Consider the following 17,511-nt stretch of genomic DNA (forward strand, 5'->3'; position numbering starts at 1 on the left):
GCAGATTGGCTGGCATAATGGCAATTCTTCTTGAAAGGAATGAAGAATATGCGTAAAAATGCAGTAAAAAATGCAGTAGAAAATAATACAGTAGAAAATCGATCAATAAAATCTAACACAAAGTGGAATATGCGCGCGATTGCAGCAGGATTGTTAGCGTCCGCAACTTTAGTAAGCTTTGCGGCTTGCGGCGACAATATTCCTGCAAGCAGTTCGCAACCGTCCACAAATTCTTCCGCAAAAATCGTAGGAAACTTCCAAGGATCTGGTGCATCTTCTCAGCAGGTTGCTGTAGAAGCGTGGATTGCAGGATTCCAATCTAAAAATCCTGGCGCAAAAATCGCCTATAATCCAACTGGCTCAGGCGCAGGAGTTACAACATTTATGACGGGAGCCACAGCTTGGGCTGGATCCGATAAATCGCTAAGCGACGACGAAGTTGAAAAGTCTAAGTCGGTTTGCGCTAATGGCACTACAGCTTTCGACGTTCCAGTATACGTTTCTCCAATCGCAGTAATCTTTAATCTAAAAGGCGTTTCGGATGCTGGAAAACACATAAATATGGACGCTTCTACAATCGCAAAAATCTTCGATGGCAAGATTACGCGTTGGAATGATGATGCGATTAAAACGCAAAATCCAAAGCTAAAGCTACCAGATAAGCCGATTACAGTTGTTCACAGGTCCGATAAGTCTGGCACAACGCAGAACTTCTTAAGCTACATAAAAGACGTTGCTCCAAGCGATTGGGCGTACGATCTTAGCGAAAATTGGCCAAATAGCGTAGGCCAGGGCGCAAAAGGCACGTCTGGCGTTGTTTCCACAATTCGCATGGCAGACGGAGCGATTGGATACGCGGACTTCTCGCAAGTTGGAAAGCTTGGAACTGTTGCAGTAAAAGTGGGAGATTCTTACAACCAGATTAGCCCAGAAGGTGGTTCTATAACCGTTAACGATTCAAAGGTTGACGAAGATGCTGCAGCAAAATCAAAGCACCGCGTTGTTGTTAAAATAAACCACAAAACAGAAGAAAAAGGCGCTTATCCGATTGTGCTAGTTTCTTACGATATTGTGTGCAATGCGTACAAAGATGCTGCGACTGCGCGATTTGCAAAGTCGTGGCTTTCGTACGTTGTTAGCAAAGATGGCCAGGCTGCGGCTCAAGGTGCTGCTGGAACTGCGCCTTTGCCAGAAAAGCTTATGGGCAGGATTAACAAGTCGATTCAGTCAATTCAGTCGATTGGCAAGTAAAAATAGCATTTTGCAAAGATTTTAGAGTAGTCAATATATTGCTGCTGATAGCATTTATATAATGACTACAAAAGGAGCATGAGTGAGTTCTAAACAAAGAACTGAAATCAGTAAGGATGCGAACAAAAGCGGCCATTTTGCCGACCGCGTGTTCAAAAACGTGGCTCTTTTATGCGGATTGCTGATTTTAATGGTGCTTACAGCTGTGGCGCTGTTCTTGCTGTTTCAAGCGTGGCCGATTCTAGGCGCAAACAAAAGCCAAGTAAGTCAAGTATTTTTGGACTTTACTGGTGGCAAAGCGCATGATTTTCTAAGCTACGTAGCGCCGATGGTTTTTGGAACTGTTCTTATGTCTGCGCTCGCTCTGCTCTTTGCATTCTTTGTTTCGATTGGAATCGCGCTGTTTATAAGCCATTATGCTCCGCCAAAAATAGTGCCGCTTTTAAGCGGTGTTGTTGATTTGCTTGCTGCAATTCCGTCCGTAATCTACGGTCTTTGGGGCGGATTGGTGCTCGTGCCAGCAATATACCCGTTCTGGAAGTTTATTTCGCACATTTTTGGCTGGATTCCGCTTTTTGCAGGACCTGCGGCAAGTCCTTCGCGTAGCGCTGCAACCGTTAGTATTGTTCTGGCAGTTATGATTTTGCCGATTATAACTTCTATGGCGCGAGACATTTTCCAGCAAGCTCCGCGATTGCAACAAGAAGGTGCGCTCGCACTCGGTGCCACAAAGTGGGAGATGATAAAGCTAGCGGTTTTGCCGTTTGCAAAGTCGGGAATCGTCTCCGCATCTATGCTTGGTCTTGGTCGCGCGCTTGGCGAGACAATGGCAGTTCTTATGATTTTGTCTCCAGGATTCACCTTTAAATTCAACATTTTGCAAGCTTCACAAAACCAAACTATTGCAGCAAACATAGCAGCGCAATACCCAGAAGCAAACGGATTGGGTGTTAGTGCGCTTATTGCTACAGGTTTGGTGCTGTTTGTTATTTCATTCGCTGTAAACCTTATTGCTCGCAAAATCACGGGAAAGGCGAGTGCATGATGCAAAATTCGCAATCGTTACAAGCTGGGGTTGTTGGGGTTGATCAGACTATTGAAGATAGCTGCGAATCCCCAAAAATCGACTTTAACAAGTTCCGCCCAACGCGCTCTAGAATCGCAAGTCGCAAGCGAAAAGACGCGTTTATGCGCGTTCTAATCTTCCTGTCTTTTATAGTTGCGCTAATTCCGCTTCTTTCTTTGCTTTTTACGACTATTGCAAACGGCATTAAGCGATTAAATCTTGACTTTTTAACGCATAATATGACTTATGTTGTTGGTGGCGCTGCAACTGGAACAGGCGGTTACGGCGGTATTTTGCACGCCATTATTGGAACTTTGGAGATTACGCTTGGCGCAATGCTGATTTCGATTCCGATTGGAATTATGTGCTCCGTGTATTTGATTGAGTATGCGAGAGGAAGTCGCTTAGCTAGGGTGATTAATCTTGTTGTAGACGTTATGAGCGGAATTCCTTCGATTGTGGCTGGCTTGTTTGCGTTTTCTAGCTTTACGATTTTTGTGGGTCCTGGAACAATCAACGGTTTTGAAGGGTCGGTTGCGCTTTCGCTGCTTATGCTGCCAACTGTTGTTAAGTCGTGTCAAGAAATGTTAAAAATTGTGCCGAACGATTTACGAGAAGCGGCGCTTGCTCTAGGCGTTACAAAGCAGCGCATGATTACAAAAATCGTATTGCGAACCGCTTTGCCTGGCATTGTTTCTGGCTGTATTCTTGCTGTTGCGCGCGTGATTGGCGAGACGGCTCCGCTTTTAATGGCAGCTGGGTTTATTGCATCCACGAATTTCAATCTTTTTGACGGGCAAATGACCACTTTGCCAGTGTACGTTTACCAGGAGTATTCAAAGCTTTCGGCGAATTGCCCAGCTAACACGCCATCTTCGTGCGTTACTACGATTCCGATGGAGCGCGCGTGGGCAGCGGCGCTTGCGTTGATTGTGATTGTTTTGCTGCTGAATATTGTTGGGCGAGTTGTGGCTCGCGTGTTTTCAGTAAAAGCAAAGTAAGACGAAATAATGCGAAATAAGTCGAAACAGAGCGAAATAGATTTTAGAAAGTGAGGCGCAAATGGGTCAGCGCATTGATGTTAAGCATTTGAACATTTACTATGGTGATTTTCTAGCAGTAGAAGACGTTAACATAAGCATTGAGCCAAACAAGGTTACGGCTTTTATTGGGCCTTCGGGATGTGGAAAATCAACGGTTTTGCGCACTTTAGACCGCATGCACGAGATTACTCCAGGCGCTCGCGTAGAAGGTCAAGTGTTGCTTGAAGGCCGCGATTTGTATGGCAAAGATGTGGACCCTGTGGCCGTTCGCCGAGATGTTGGAATGGTGTTCCAGCGCCCAAATCCTTTCCCAACAATGTCTATTCGAGAAAACGTTCTTGCAGGAGTTCGCTTAAACAATCGCCATATTTCAAAGCAAGACGCCGACGACCTAGTTGAGTGGGCTTTGCGTGGCGCGAATTTGTGGAACGAGGTTAAAGATAGACTCGATAAGCCAGGAATCGGGCTTTCTGGCGGTCAGCAGCAACGACTTTGTATTGCGCGAGCCGTGGCTGTGCATCCGCAAGTGCTTCTTATGGACGAGCCGTGCTCTGCTCTTGACCCTATCTCTACTCTTGCTGTAGAAGATTTGATTAACGAGCTTAAGCGCGATTACACGATTGTGATTGTAACGCATAACATGCAGCAGGCGGCGCGCGTTGCCGATTACACCGCGTTCTTTAACCTTAAGGCGGTTGGAAAACCAGGGCATCTTGAGTATTTTGCAGATACAACCACTATGTTCAACAATCCGCGCAATGCGGAGGCGGAACGCTATATTTCTGGCCGATTTGGGTGATTTTTGCAGCGATTTCTGGGTGTTTTCTGCGCGATTTTTAGGCGATTTTTGCATAATTTTTGCGCGATTTTTCTTTGGTCAGCACGTGCGCGTAAGGTCGAACCTGTTCGGTTGTTCAAAGTTCTATAAGTCGTTTCTAATTCTCGCGAGTTTTCTAGAGTGTTTATTCGGCTTGTGCTTTGCGCGCCGAGCGAGTCGCAGTAACCTCTGCGTGAATGCCCAAATGTAATTGCGTCCGCGATTGCTCAAGTGCTCTCGCCACGCTTTTTATGGTCTTTTGCGCTGTAAAACCAAGGAACAGAGAGTTTATGGAAAAGTTCTTCCATCTCAAAGAAAACGGCACGAATGTATCAACGGAGATCACTGCAGGTCTCACTACATTCTTTGCAATGTCGTACATTATTGTTGTAAACCCAATGATTTTAAGCCAAACTGGCATGCCTAAGGGTGGCGTTTTCCTCGCTACAATCATCGCAGCAATTATTGGCACGCTTGTTATGGGCTTGTTTGCTAACGTGCCTTACGCTCAAGCTGCTGGCATGGGTCTTAACGCATTCTTCACATACACAGTGTGCTTTGGCTTGCATTTTACGTGGCAAGAAGCCATGTGTATGGTGTTCTTGTGCGGTTTAATTAACATTATTATTACCGTTACCAAGATTCGTAAGATGATTATTCGTGCCATCCCAACTTCGTTGCAACACGCGATTGGTGGTGGCATTGGTTTATTCGTTGCATACGTTGGCATTATGAGCGTTGGCTTAATCACCTTTACTTCTAAAGATCCTGCAGCTGCCGCTAAGAGTAAGCCAACCGCTGCTATTCCAGGCCTTGCTGTTATTAATAATCCTATTTTGTGGCTATTCCTTATTGGACTTGTTTTGGCTATTGTTCTTACCGTTCTTAAGGTTCGCGCAAGCTTGCTTATTACGATTATTGCAACATCTTTGATTGGTATTCCGCTTGGCTTAACTTCGTTAAATAATGCTGTTTCTGTTACAGACGCTTTTGCCCAGCTTCCAACCACCTTTGGTGCTATTTTTGGCCCGCAAGGTTTCCCTGCTCTCTTCTCTAATCCAGCACGCATTCCGCTTGTTTTGGTAACTATTTTCGCCTTCTCTATGTCGGATACTTTCGACACTTTGGGAACGTTTATTGGTACAGGCCGCAGAACTGGCATTTTCTCGGAGGCAGATGAGAAGGCTTTGGAAAACGGCTCTGGCTTTAGCTCCAAGATGGATCGCGCGCTGTTTGCTGATTCGATTGCAACTTCGGTTGGCGCAATTTGCGGTACTTCTAACACCACTACTTACGTTGAGTCTGCTGCTGGTATTGGTGCTGGTGGTCGTACTGGTTTGACTTCTGTAGTTGTTTCCGTGTGCTTTGCGCTTTCGATTGTTCTTGCGCCATTTGCTAGCGCTGTTCCTGCAGCTGCTACGGCTGGCGTGCTTGTAGTTGTAGGCTGCATGATGGCAAGCTCGTTAAAGGAGATTGCTTGGGACGATATTTCCGAAGCAATTCCTGCGTTCTTCGCTGCCGTGTTTATGGCGTTCTCTTACTCGATTTCTTACGGCATTGCCGCTGGATTCATCATGTACTGCTTAGTTATGACTTGCAAGAAGCGTGCTAAAGACGTTCATCCAATGCTTTGGATTGTTTCGCTTTTGTTCATTCTTGACTTTGTTGCTAACGCAGTTTTGTAAATCTGCTAGTTTGTATTAGTTAAGTTAGATATTAGTTAGATATTAATTTAATTAATTATTTTACGAGCGTATTTGATGCGTACGGCTGCTTGCGATTTTTCCCTTGCGATTTTTCCGCGTTAGTTTGGGATAAGTCGCCAGCAACCGCGCGTGTTGAGTGCGCTCTTAAATAATCCTAGATAAATAATCCTAAATAAAAATAAATTATAAAGTTTGCGAAAAAATATTGACATTGTCGCGCGTGGGTATTAAACTTGCCCAACGTAAACCACAGACCGTTGGTGGAGTCGAAAGATTCCTGAAAATGATGTGTCATGCCAGCACAGGTTGAGCAGTGATTGTTGCAGTTGATTTGCGATTTTTCACAAACTTTTTAACACTATGTGTTTTTTTGGATGCTCTGCCGTGCGCAGGGCTTTTTTGATATGTTATTTCCATTCCAGCGGCCAATTTAGGAAGGAACGCCATGAAGAGGCCCGAAAAGGAAGCGGTAGTTGCAGAGCTTACGGATTTGTTCCGTAACGCCGACGCTGTCTACCTTACCGAGTACCGCGGGCTTACAGTTCCGCAGATTTCTTCTCTGCGCGAAAAGCTAGGCCGCGATACTTCCTACTCTGTGGCTAAGAATACGCTTGCTCGCATTGCCGCTAAGGAAGCGGGCATTGAAGGTCTTGATGAGCTTCTTGCTGGCCCAACTGCAATCACCTTTGTAAAGGGCGATTTCATTGAGGCTGCTAAGACCTTGCGTGATTTTGCCAAAGAGAATAAGACCCTCGTCATCAAGGGCGGTTTCGCAGATGGAACCGTTTACGATGCCGAAGGCGCCAAGCAGCTGGCAGACCTCAAGTCTCGCCCAGAATTGCTTTCCGAGATGGCTGGCGCGCTCAAGGGCACCATGTCCAAGGCCGCCTACCTGTTCAACGCTTTGCCAACCAAGGCAGTACGTACTATCGACGCTTTGCGCGAGAAGCAGGAAAAGGCCGCTTGATTCCCTTGCAGCTTGCTGCATGAGACCAAAAAATAATAAAAATGTTATGGCTCTAAGGCACAAGGTGTGTCTGGCCAAGTAAGAAAGGAAGCCATTATGGCTAAGCTCACTAGCGAAGAGCTTCTTGAAGCTTTCGGTGAAATGACCCTCGTCGAGCTTTCTGAGTTCGTCAAGGCCTTTGAAGAGAAGTTCGATGTTGAGGCTGCTGCTCCTGTAGCTGCTGTTGCTGCTGCTCCAGCTGCTGCCGCTGGCGCTGCTGAGGAAGAGAAGGACGAGTTTGACGTTGTCCTCGCTTCTGCAGGTGCTCAGAAGGTTGCCGTCATCAAGGCTGTTAAGGCTTTGACTGGCCTCGGCTTGAAGGAAGCTAAGGACATTGTTGACAATGCTCCAAAGCCAGTCCTCGAGAAGGCTAAGAAGGAAGATGCCGACAAGGCTAAGGCTGCTCTTGAAGAAGCCGGCGCAACTGTTGAACTTAAGTAGTTCTAGGCTCTTTTGTTAACTTTGTTAACGCATGCGGCTGGTTGCTAGCGTGATTTGCTGGTTAGCGATTTGCTAGCGCATTAGTCGCGGATGCGTTTTGAATGCGGCAGGGTTTTTGTGGTTATCACGAATTCCTTGCCGTTTTTGCTTCTCTGCGTAGCTAATCCGTGCTAGCGCTATTTCCGCTTTTTGTACCATATTTGGCTTAAATCGCGTACAAAGTCGGGAAAACATTTCACCAAATCGTCGCGGCAAAGTGGCATAATAGGAAAGCTTGTGACTGGAGGAGTAATCCGCTAGCACAGCACAGCAATATAAGTTGCGGGAGGATCCTTAAAACGGCTTAATATCAACGTTTTAGGGTGCCGATTTAACCGCTTCAAAAGAAAGAAGAACCATATTATGGCTCCAAAAAAGAAAGTCTCTGCGCTTATTAAGCTCGAGATTCAGGCTGGTAAAGCAAATCCAGCCCCACCACTGGGTCCTGCATTAGGCTCCCACGGCGTAAACATCATGGACTTCTGCAAGGCCTATAACGACCAGACGAAGGACAAGATGGGTCAGATCGTTCCAGTAGAGATTACTGTTTACGAAGATCGTTCCTTTACATTTATTCTTAAGACTCCACCAGCTGCTGCTTTGTTGCTTAAGGCTGCTGGCATTCCTAAGGGCACCGAGAACCCATTGACCCACAAGGTTGGTTCTGTAACCAAGGCTCAGGTGCGCGAAATCGCCGAAATCAAGATGCCAGATCTTTCTGCACGAGATGTTGAAGCTGGTATGAAGATTATCGCGGGCACTGCTCGCTCGATGGGTATTACCGTTACCGACTGAAAGTGAGTGGAAAAAATGGTGAAGCGTTCTAAGAAGTATCGTGAAGCGGCTGAGAAGATCGACCGCAACAACCTTTACACCCCAGCTGAGGCTATTGCTTTGCTTAAGAGCATGCCAAAGCACGCTTTCGACGAGTCTGCTGAGGCTGTTATGCGCCTTAATGTGGATCCTCGCAAGGCGGATCAGTTGGTTCGTGGCGTTGTGAACTTGCCTAATGGCACTGGTAAAACCGCTAAGGTTTTGGTGTTTGCTCGTGGCCCAAAGGCTACTGAGGCTCAAGAAGCTGGCGCAGACATTGTTGGCGATGACGAGCTTATCGAGAAGGTTGCCGGTGGCTTCCTTGACTTCGATGCCGTTGTTGCAACCCCAGACATGATGGGCAAGGTTGGTCGCCTTGGTCGTGTGCTTGGTCCTCGTAGCTTGATGCCAAATCCTAAGACTGGCACCGTTACAATGGATGTTGCAAAGGCTGTTGCCGATATTAAGGGTGGTAAGATTGAGTTCCGCGTTGATCGTCAGGGCAATCTTTCCTTCCTGTTTGGCAAGCTTTCCTTCGACGATAAGGCTCTTGAAGAGAACTTCAAGGCTGTTGCCGATGAGATTCGCCGCTTGAAGCCTACTACCATTAAGGGTCGTTACATCACTAAGGTAACGATTACCTCTACAATGGCTCCTGGCGTTCCAGTGGATATTGCAAGCATTGCTGCGTGATTTTTAGCTAAGCATAGCTGAGTAATTTTATTAGCGCTGAAAATAGTGTGTTCTTTTATAGAGCACGTTGTTTTCGGCGCTTTTGTTTTAGCTCTTTCTGCTTTTAGAGCGCAGAATCGCGGATTCGCCCAATCGTAATCGCAGTTTGTAAAACGTACGCCTCTCTAGGGTCAGTGGCGTCCCAGCCTGTTGTTTGCGCAACTTTGCGCAAACGGTATCGTATTGTGTTTGGATGCACGTTAAGATTGTGCGAAGTTTGATCCAGCGCGCCGCCAAAGCGCAAGAAAGCGTCGACTGTTTGCAAAGTCGGGTCGTCTGGGTTGTACGGCGCCAAGCTTTGATACACCTTAGTGTATAAGGTTTCTACGGCGGTTTCATCACCTATAAGTGCGCGCTCTGGAAGAACGTCGTCGCAGCGGATTATTTGCGGCAAATGTGTTACAGACGGCGCAACGGCAAGCGCTGCAAGTGTTGCTGTGATTTCTTTGCATATTTTTTGCGCGCCGACTACAACTTCGCTTATGCAAACGGGTTTTCCCGACTTTGCAAACACTTCGCACATCTTGTTTAATGCTGTTGGATTTGGGTTTTCTCTTAGCGCAAGAATGATTATGTGCGAAGGAGCTGCATCTTTGCGTTTGCTCGCGTCGACGCTTTCTTGCGATTTTCCGCCGATTTTCCACGTTTTTGCACGCGCGCTAATGGCGTCTAGCTGCACGCTGTCAACTATCGCATCGTATGCGCCGCATGCGCCGAGTTGCGTCCATATTGCGCGTCTTAAAGAGTCTGTGTTGTTTTGCGCCGCATGCGCGCCCGCGTTTTGCGGTGTTGGATTTGGGTTGTCGTCGTTTGAGTTCGATTCCGTTTTATACGTGCCTGCAATCGCCACAAATCGCGTATTTTCTTGCCATTGTAAGAGGTGCATTAGCGCGCTTACGCGACTATCTGCAATGCCGTTCATAAGGCACGTTCCGATTAGCGCGTGCAATCGCAAGCGTGTTGCCGCGTCAAAAATTTTGCCGTCTCGAATGTCAAAAATTCCGAGTGCATCTTCGCTTTTTGGAGCACATGGCATTGGTGTAAAGCTTGGAGTAAAGCTTGAGGCGTCACTTGAGGCGTCACTCGAATCATCACTCGAGGAATCAGTATTATTATTTGCCACATCGCATTCGTCATTCGGCTTTACGCCTGTAAGAATTGTAAGAAAGTCAGCGTTTCCGTCCATTCACTCCCTCAATTCTTGTGCTCCGTCTTGTGCGAATCCTTGTGTGTATTGTTGCGAATCCTCGCGCGTACTATCATGCACCAAATCGCAATTTATTTTATCACTTTGACGGCATGTGTTACGGCATGAGATGCAAACGCTATCCCTTACAAACATTAGAACCGTAAAGAAGAACACAAACGCAATCGGCAGCATGTGTCGCTCAAAATTGTTTGCAGGAGCCAACACCATTACGCCCATCAAAAGCGCAAGAGGCGCGTGCAAAACCAGCGTTTTCCACCTGCGCAATGCTATTTCGGCAACGCCAATAAGCAACGTTGCAACAACATACAAGTTTCCGTGAATAATCCACCCAAAAATCGGCGTATTGCTCCACGCTTCCGCGCTGCTCGATACAGCGCCACGCCACTCGGGCAGCCAGTAGCGAATCCACTCAGAATTCTTTATATTCTCGGTGTTTACATAGTATTCGGGGCCAACATAAGGCACGTCTAGAATGTCGAAGTAGCCGTACGACTTTGCTAGCAGCGCATCCGTTGCAACAATCGGGCTGTGCGTAATCATAAGCAACCATGCGTGGTTAAACTTTTTCATGTTGTCTTTTGTAATATAACGCCAACGGTAGCTCACTTTTTTAGATTGCAAGCCAGAAGATTTTACAGGGTCCGCGTCTTGAGGAGTGTACGCTTCTGCAGTTTGACTAAGATTGAAAATTGGCGATATTGCGCGCTTTGCTGCATGCGGTATGCTTTTGGGGTCTAGCTTTGCGATTCTTGCGATTTGCTGAAGTTGCACTCCGCGGCTTTCGATTGGGTCGCCATTTATAATAGCGCCGCTAGAAATGGCAAGCATAATTGCGCCATGTATAAGAATTGTTGGTAGCAGAATGCATAAAACCCATATTTTCCAACGTTTTCTGCTAGATATAATCATCAACACAAATTGAATCGCAAGAATGTACCACGCGTATTTTGCGGCAATCAGCATAATGCATACGCTGATTATTAGTTCGACGATTGTGTGTGCAGCTGGCTTTTGCTTGAAATCAAGACGATTAAGCTCGTACATTATGCCAAACCACCACACAAATGCAAACGCGAACAGCGGCGATTTTGTAAGCGAAATTGTTGAAAATACTACGAGTGGGCTGAATAAAAATGTGATTATTACGGCGGCGCGCAAGGCGATTGGTGTTGCTGTGATTGGTGTTGCTGTGTAGCCAGCTTGCGATTCGCCTGTTTTAGCACTAGCCCACGGCGTGTTTAAGAATCGGTTTGCGGTTGCAGCACAACAAAATGCCGCGAGCACAAATTGCATAACGGCAAGAAGCACGATTCCTGCGTCGTTCGACTCTGTAAAATAGCGCGATATTGCGGCTGTAGCGCCGTAAATGAGCGTTAAAACAATGTTGTGCTGGTCGCTTAAGTACGTTGGCTTTGCGGGCCAAAGGTAGTGCGCTGTTGGGTAAATGTCTGCTGGAACAAAGCTAAAGAAGCCAATGTATGGCTGTTTTAGGCCAGTTACTTGATTCCACGCCCAGCTGTATTCACGGATTTGCGAGCAAATGTCGGCTCCGTATGCGGCGAGCAGCGTTGCGGGCGCCCATAGCCAGCCGATAATCAGCGTTAGAAAAATGTTTCGCTTGCGGCGGGTTGAGTGGTAAAAACACCACTTTAGGGCGCGTTTTGCGTTAAAAAATGCGGCGCGTAGGGTTGTTGCGATTTTTGATTTCGATTGTTTTGGCTGTGATTGTTTTGTTTTTGATTTTTCTGGCGATAATTCTGGCGATGATTCTGCGCGCATAAATCTTACGATTTTTGGCATAACTCCGTTTTTGCCAAAATAAATAAGAACTCTCAAAATCGCGTAATATGCGCAAAATGTGATTACAAAAATCAGCGCATTTAGCCAATTAAAATCTGTTAAAGATCCTTGTGCGCGGTAGATTACGCCCAGACTTGTGCAAGTTGCAAGGAAGATACATGTAAAAACGATTAGCGAGTTTTCGGCGATTTTGCTTGCCGCTTTTGTGCTCGTTTTAATGCGTTTCATGTTCCACCTAATGCTTGTGTTTTGTTTGGTCTGTGTTTTTATTGCACTCTAATTATACCCGCTATGCTCTAAGCGCGACGACCTGCCTTCGAGCTTAAAGCGTAGCGCGAAAAGCGCTTTGACTGAGCTTGAAATTGCATAACGCATTTCAAGCTCCTTCAAAGCGTGATTTGGCTTAAGCATAAAGTCCAGTGGACTTTATGCGCCAAATCAGCCGAGCGACTACTAATAGCCGCGAGGAATAATACGGCGTGTCGTCATATAATCGCACTTGATATTTTCATAGGGGGGGGGGTATATTATTAAAGGCTTATGATAAGTGCCCATTTACTGGCCGTAGTTAGCAGATGATTATTTAATCTGTAAGTTTTGCATTTTGCTTTGCAAGCTTAGTAAATACGCGGAGAGGGAGGTGTGCCGATGCGTAATTTACATTGCAGTGGCCGTTTCCTTCGATTTTTACGTTCAATTTGCGCTAAAACAGCGTGCGCTCGCCGCGCGATTGTTGCGCTTTTTGTTGTTGCTGCTACTATTCTTGCCACTTTTATGATTATGCCATCCGCCTCTATGGGCGCTAGCTCGCAAAATGAATCTAATCAGGAGCAAACTCAGTCGCAAACTAAGAGCGAAAATGCTGAGCCTAAGACTGAGCAGGATGTTAATACGGCTGAAAGCAAAGCTGATGCAAAAGGCGGGGCTTCTGCAAGCGGAGAAAATGGTGAGTCTAAACCTGCCGACCCAAAAGCTGTAGACCCTAAAGATCCGCAAACTTCTTCTAAACAAGACGGCTCGAGTGCAGCCAGCGCACAAAGCGTTGACTCAACGAAGCAGCAGCAAAACAATGGTGTAGAAGGCGTAAACAATAACCTTAATAAAGGTGCTGCCACTGCCAAAGACGCTGCCAAAGGCGCTGAAAAATCCAAATCTGCAAATAATGCATTGCGTCGGCAAAAGCGTGAGCTGGGCAACACTCGCGCCGCCGCGGACAGTACTCCGCTTCCGAAAGAGTGCAGCGATGCTGGCATAACAGAACTCGCAAAATGTTATGTAGCAGAGTATTTTTATACTATTAGAAAGAAAAAAAGGGTTGTAATTAAAAAATCTATTACAATAAACAACATAGGTGAATCTCATACTATAACGCCAGTGTTTCGTCGTGTTAAGAAAATTAATGATAAGGGTATTCCGACAATAGACGAAGAGACAGACGCATCTAGTAGTGTTAAAGGCCTTATTGAAAGTTTTTCTTTAGAGAGACTTTCAACTGAAAGTACTGCACTTGAGTCAAATGTAGAAAATAATGATTTTGTTAAAGTAGATCCTACTTCTGGCGAAATTAAAATACATGCTAATAAATGGTTGAATAATGGCAGTTATTATGTGTTTGTAAAGGTAAAATATAAAGACAATTCTACTCTTACTCGTTCGCAATGGTGCACTAATAGCTGTAGTCCTTCATATAATAAATATTCACGCTTTAGTATACAGATTAGATACAAAAATCCTACGAATGATGTTTTATCGTTAAAGGTTTATAATCACCAGGACTCTAAAGATCGTGCTGAAGTTAAAGATAACGGTATTGCCGCTACTGTTGAATCGGATGATAAAGGAAACTTTAGCCCAATAACTCCGATTTTTATTGACACTACATCTTCTAAGAGGCCAAATCTTATTTATCATCGCATGGTTTGCCATAAAGACGGAGATGAAACTAAAGATAGTGATTACTACCTTAATTCAATTAATGGCTTAACTCTTAGCGATAGTGCTACGCCTGCTGGTGGTTCAACTAGTCATAATCCACCGCCTACACAAAAGCAGTGGGATCATGCTTTAGGGAAACGCCCAGATGACAATAAACTTAGCGAGTCTAGTGGCAACTTATATGAAAGTGATGATATTATCGAGCGCTCGCAAAGCTGGATTACTGGCACGCCTAAAGAGGCTGGAACTTTTATATGCAAAGTTCTTGCGCTTAAGGGTGTTAGTGTATCGTCTAGCAGTGTTAAAACGTATCATTATACATTTGATCAAGTATTTGATAGCAAAATTAGCGATAGTAGCACGCATCTTAAACAGAATCTTTTTGATACGAATGTAAAAGTGGAAGATATATTCAGTGCGTATGTCCCGGAAAAACAGAGCCCGGAAGATCCGACTCCTAACCCGTATGGCATTTTTGAATCGGGTGCATATGACAGAAAGAAAGTCTGGGACGTTAAGACCATTAAGATTGTTTTTGAGTCGAAGAAAAAGAAGAAGCTTGATGTTAAAGATGGCGATCTTAAGCTGAGCGTGTATCCGTTTAAGAACAATGATTCTGGCTCTGGTGGCGCTTCTGCGGCGTTGGCGGATGGCGACACTGTTTCTGTTATGAAGGGAATGGAGCTTAAGCCGTTTATTGAAGCTACGTCTAAGGCGGATTCCACAAAACAAATTACGCTTAAAATGTTGTGCTCGAAGGGTGAGAAGCCGCAAAAAACTAACGCAGGCGCTGCAGGCGGCGCAAGTAACGCATCCAAGACAGGCGCTGCAGGTTTTGAGTATACAAAATGGGTAGATCCAAGCAGTCTTGGCTTTAGTTTCCCAGATGACAAGGCTCAAAACCCATGTACTTCAAACGAAGGCGAGCAGTCTTGCACGCCTGATGGATCCACTACCAGGTTTGCTGCTAGAACTAACGCTAGCGCTACATTTAAGTCAACGGAAGCTGGCGATTATAAATGCGTTGTGTATGCGCTTAAAAAACCAGATGCGCTTAATAAGTTCAATGAAGTTACTACAGACGTAACGCCAGAGAAAATATCTGATGCCTTTAAGGGTGCGAATCTAACAGCCAACAAAGACTATGCGAAATTGACCGTTTACATTAACGTGCCAGAAAAATTTACTTTGCCGCATACGGGTGGGCACAGTTGGAACTTGCAGCTGGGTGCTGTAGCTGCCGTTATGGTGAGCGTGCTCGCTGCTGGATTTGTTATAAGTCAAAGTGAAGCATGCAGAAAGCTGCTTTACAAAAGGCGGCGATGCTAATGTGAAAGCTGCCTACGTAATAAAGTTGTGCGCGCGTATTAGTGCAGTGCGCGTAGCAAAAATAAAAACATAATTAGATTAACTAAACCAAGATATTTCAACAAGATATTCCAGGTAGTCAAAAAACAAAACAAACACACAAACACAAACACAAACAAGTGCCGAATGGGTACAAACAAGTGCTTAGCAAGTGCAAACAAGGCTCAATCGGCGCGCAAACACACAAAACACAAACTAAAAACACAAAGTAACTTATCTCAAACAGCTCTTAGGAGCGCGAGTAAAGGAGAAAATATGAATAAACTAACAAGAAAGTGCGTTGCGGCGATTGCGTCGCTCGCGATGGCTGGCACGCTGTGCGTTGCTGGCGCCGTGACTATGGCAAGCGTTGCGTGGGGTAGTCCACATCCTGTGGTGCATCAAGATCCTGTTTCTCAGGAGCCGTGGGGTCAACACCTTCCAAACGCACCATACAGCATAACAATCGTAAATTGCGATGCAAAGGCGGATACTAGCGCAGCTAGCGGCAGCACAACTACCAAATGTGACACTAATCACAAGCCACTTACGGGTGCGGAATTTAAGCTTACGCCAATCAAGAAGATTGGCGATACCGAGCTTAATGCTGATGCTTTCAAGAATGCAGAAACTTGGGCCAAGATTGCTGAAACAATCGACGCTTTGAATCGCGGTGACGAGAAGGCCGCAAAGATTGTGCTTGATACGGATACAAGCACAATAAAGACTCAAACCGTTGGTAATACAGGCGAAGCTAAATTTGAGCAAGTTCCGCTCGGCTTCTACAAGGTTGAAGAAACTAAGATGCCTACTGGCAACTACGGCGCAAACGACATGACTGTGTTCTACATGACTTTGCCACAGATTGAGCGCAAGCAAAAGAAGGATGATAACACCAAAATTGATACAAACTACAACTACAATCCTGTTGTAAAGATTAAGAACAAAGATCTTTCTAGCGCAATCACAAAGGTTTTCAGCACCGAAAAAGGCAGCAACGCTGTTTCGACTAAGGATGATTTTAAGTACGTAATTAGTTCGGAAGTGAATCATCCTACTGGAACTTTGGACGCAAATAGCATTCAAGACTACATGGTATTCGATGACGCTCCAACTGAGGCGTTTGATTTTACTGATACGAGTAAGATTGTTGAATCCGTAAAGATTGGCGAGGGTGACGGTGCTACTGCACTAACTAAGGATACTGATTACAGCGTTTCTATAGTGGATTCTGAATCTGCTGATGGCGGCAAGAATCTTGCCACAGGCCACAAGCGTATTTTGGTTAAGTTCACTGAAGCTGGCTTAGGCAAAATTGCTACTGCTTTGAACGGCGCGGTAAAAGCCAAGAAGACGGACGAGCCTAAGGTTCACGTTACAGTCTCGTTCAAGTTGAGTGAAGCATATAAGGGTAATGCTGGTAACAAGAACGAGATTAAGAACAAGTCTGGCTTCTTTAAGTCTCATCCATCTAACGCCACTAAGGATCCAGATCCAATCGTGTCTGGCGATGATGATAAAGGTACTTCTACCGTTAAGTTTGGTTTCCTTCAGGTAGACAAGCATGATAAGACAACTACTACAACAAAGCTTTCTGGTGCTGTATTCAAGATCTTCAACTCCGAAGCAAAGGCAGAAGCTTGCAAGGCTGCTTTGCTTAAGCGCTCTGCTGGTAGTACTGATGTTCCTACTGAGTGCTCTGACGGTGCTTCAAAGAACTTTGCTGGAACCACAGATGGTCGAGGTAAATTTGCAACTGATCAAAAGGTTATAGCTGGCAGAATGGTTTATCTCGTTGAGGTTACTGCTCCTACTGACTACGCTTTAGCTAATGAGGTTAGAGGTGTAACCGTTGAAGAAGGCAAAACAACAACAGTTGACTTCCCTAATACCAAGATTAGCGACCTTAAGATTGATACATGGTTCAACCTTCCTGCAACTGGTGCTACTGGCGTGATTCTGTTTGCGCTTGCTGGCATGGGCTTGATTGCGGCAAGTGTGTTCCTATACATGCGCAATCGCAAGGAAGAAGAACAGCAGGCAAAAGCCTGATTGGCTTAGATAACCAGCGTTGATTAAACGTTCGGTTTAGCGTTAAAAAGATTTAGGCACTTTGTACCAGAAGACACGCCGCAGCGTTTGAAACAAAATGCATTGAGTATTTTGTTTCTACGCTGGCGTGTCCTGGTACAAAGTGCTCTAATCTTTTTGCCCGCTATGCAGATTGCGCAAATACGCCAAACTAGGTAGAGATTCGAGATTTTTCGCCGCTATCGAGGCGTATCGTTAGCGCGGTCTAAGCGCG

At 45.5% G+C, this 17,511-nt stretch carries 13 protein-coding genes; 11 read left to right on the forward strand and 2 right to left on the reverse strand.

Annotated features, from left to right (window positions below):
* Window positions 1-39: 39 nt before the first annotated feature.
* The 9 genes from pstS (at window position 40) to rplA (ending at window position 8,875) form a co-directional block, all read left to right on the forward strand.
* A complete protein-coding gene (gene pstS / locus ACPEIW_RS01180; protein WP_425664362.1) occupies window positions 40-1,251 on the forward strand; it encodes a phosphate ABC transporter substrate-binding protein PstS in 1,212 nt (403 codons plus the stop codon).
* Window positions 1,252-1,333: 82 nt separating this feature from the next.
* Entirely contained in the window at window positions 1,334-2,296 is a 963-nt protein-coding gene (gene pstC, locus ACPEIW_RS01185; RefSeq protein WP_060785845.1) for a phosphate ABC transporter permease subunit PstC, read from the forward strand.
* On the forward strand, window positions 2,293-3,318 hold the full coding sequence (pstA, locus tag ACPEIW_RS01190; protein WP_425663919.1) for a phosphate ABC transporter permease PstA: 1,026 nt from the start codon (window positions 2,293-2,295) through the stop codon (window positions 3,316-3,318). The genes pstC and pstA overlap by 4 nt, the downstream gene beginning before the upstream one ends.
* Window positions 3,319-3,379: 61 nt before the next feature.
* On the forward strand, window positions 3,380-4,159 hold the full coding sequence (pstB, locus tag ACPEIW_RS01195; protein ID WP_004131665.1) for a phosphate ABC transporter ATP-binding protein PstB: 780 nt from the start codon (window positions 3,380-3,382) through the stop codon (window positions 4,157-4,159).
* A 308-nt stretch (window positions 4,160-4,467) separates the two neighbouring features.
* On the forward strand, window positions 4,468-5,862 hold the full coding sequence (locus ACPEIW_RS01200; RefSeq protein ID WP_032816763.1) for an NCS2 family permease: 1,395 nt from the start codon (window positions 4,468-4,470) through the stop codon (window positions 5,860-5,862).
* Window positions 5,863-6,328: 466 nt separating this feature from the next.
* Window positions 6,329-6,850: a 50S ribosomal protein L10 gene (rplJ, locus tag ACPEIW_RS01205; RefSeq protein ID WP_004112001.1), complete on the forward strand. Its 522-nt coding sequence runs from the start codon at window positions 6,329-6,331 to the stop codon at window positions 6,848-6,850.
* A gap of 96 nt (window positions 6,851-6,946) precedes the next feature.
* A complete protein-coding gene (gene rplL / locus ACPEIW_RS01210; protein ID WP_004112006.1) occupies window positions 6,947-7,330 on the forward strand; it encodes a 50S ribosomal protein L7/L12 in 384 nt (127 codons plus the stop codon).
* Window positions 7,331-7,732: 402 nt separating this feature from the next.
* Complete coding sequence (gene rplK / locus ACPEIW_RS01215) at window positions 7,733-8,164, forward strand: 50S ribosomal protein L11 (RefSeq protein WP_004112010.1); 432 nt, start codon at window positions 7,733-7,735, stop codon at window positions 8,162-8,164.
* A gap of 15 nt (window positions 8,165-8,179) precedes the next feature.
* Complete coding sequence (gene rplA / locus ACPEIW_RS01220) at window positions 8,180-8,875, forward strand: 50S ribosomal protein L1 (RefSeq protein ID WP_004118314.1); 696 nt, start codon at window positions 8,180-8,182, stop codon at window positions 8,873-8,875.
* A 103-nt stretch (window positions 8,876-8,978) separates the two neighbouring features.
* Here rplA and ACPEIW_RS01225 read toward each other — a convergent pair whose 3' ends face one another.
* Window positions 8,979-10,100 (reverse strand): helix-turn-helix domain-containing protein, encoded by a 1,122-nt coding sequence (locus ACPEIW_RS01225; RefSeq protein WP_425663922.1) that lies wholly within the window; start codon window positions 10,098-10,100, stop codon window positions 8,979-8,981.
* Window positions 10,101-12,152 (reverse strand): DUF6020 family protein, encoded by a 2,052-nt coding sequence (locus ACPEIW_RS01230; protein WP_425663924.1) that lies wholly within the window; start codon window positions 12,150-12,152, stop codon window positions 10,101-10,103. It abuts the gene before it with no gap.
* Window positions 12,153-12,572: 420 nt separating this feature from the next.
* Here ACPEIW_RS01230 and ACPEIW_RS01235 point away from each other — a divergent pair, with 420 nt between their 5' ends.
* Both ACPEIW_RS01235 and ACPEIW_RS01240 read left to right on the forward strand, forming a co-directional pair.
* Window positions 12,573-15,188, forward strand: a complete 2,616-nt coding sequence (locus tag ACPEIW_RS01235) for a hypothetical protein (protein ID WP_425663926.1) — start codon at window positions 12,573-12,575, stop codon at window positions 15,186-15,188.
* A 294-nt stretch (window positions 15,189-15,482) separates the two neighbouring features.
* Window positions 15,483-17,258 (forward strand): SpaH/EbpB family LPXTG-anchored major pilin, encoded by a 1,776-nt coding sequence (locus ACPEIW_RS01240; RefSeq protein WP_425663928.1) that lies wholly within the window; start codon window positions 15,483-15,485, stop codon window positions 17,256-17,258.
* The last annotated feature ends 253 nt before the right edge of the window (window positions 17,259-17,511 follow it).

It is taken from the genome of Gardnerella piotii, from assembly GCF_049815665.1.
Classification (GTDB): Bacteria; Actinomycetota; Actinomycetes; order Actinomycetales; family Bifidobacteriaceae; genus Bifidobacterium; species Bifidobacterium piotii.

Excerpts from the sequence above, each read along its gene's own strand:
- rplL (WP_004112006.1), top strand. The coding sequence starts at position 6,947 with ATGGCTAAGCTCACTAGCGAAGAGCTTCTTGAAGCTTTCGGTGAAATG.
- rplK (WP_004112010.1), top strand. The coding sequence starts at position 7,733 with ATGGCTCCAAAAAAGAAAGTCTCTGCGCTTATTAAGCTCGAGATTCAG.
- pstS (WP_425664362.1), top strand. The coding sequence starts at position 40 with ATGAAGAATATGCGTAAAAATGCAGTAAAAAATGCAGTAGAAAATAAT.
- ACPEIW_RS01225 (WP_425663922.1), bottom strand. The coding sequence starts at position 10,100 with ATGGACGGAAACGCTGACTTTCTTACAATTCTTACAGGCGTAAAGCCG.
- rplA (WP_004118314.1), top strand. The coding sequence starts at position 8,180 with ATGGTGAAGCGTTCTAAGAAGTATCGTGAAGCGGCTGAGAAGATCGAC.
- ACPEIW_RS01235 (WP_425663926.1), top strand. The coding sequence starts at position 12,573 with ATGCGTAATTTACATTGCAGTGGCCGTTTCCTTCGATTTTTACGTTCA.
- rplJ (WP_004112001.1), top strand. The coding sequence starts at position 6,329 with ATGAAGAGGCCCGAAAAGGAAGCGGTAGTTGCAGAGCTTACGGATTTG.
- ACPEIW_RS01240 (WP_425663928.1), top strand. The coding sequence starts at position 15,483 with ATGAATAAACTAACAAGAAAGTGCGTTGCGGCGATTGCGTCGCTCGCG.
- pstA (WP_425663919.1), top strand. The coding sequence starts at position 2,293 with ATGATGCAAAATTCGCAATCGTTACAAGCTGGGGTTGTTGGGGTTGAT.
- pstB (WP_004131665.1), top strand. The coding sequence starts at position 3,380 with ATGGGTCAGCGCATTGATGTTAAGCATTTGAACATTTACTATGGTGAT.
- ACPEIW_RS01200 (WP_032816763.1), top strand. The coding sequence starts at position 4,468 with ATGGAAAAGTTCTTCCATCTCAAAGAAAACGGCACGAATGTATCAACG.
- ACPEIW_RS01230 (WP_425663924.1), bottom strand. The coding sequence starts at position 12,152 with ATGAAACGCATTAAAACGAGCACAAAAGCGGCAAGCAAAATCGCCGAA.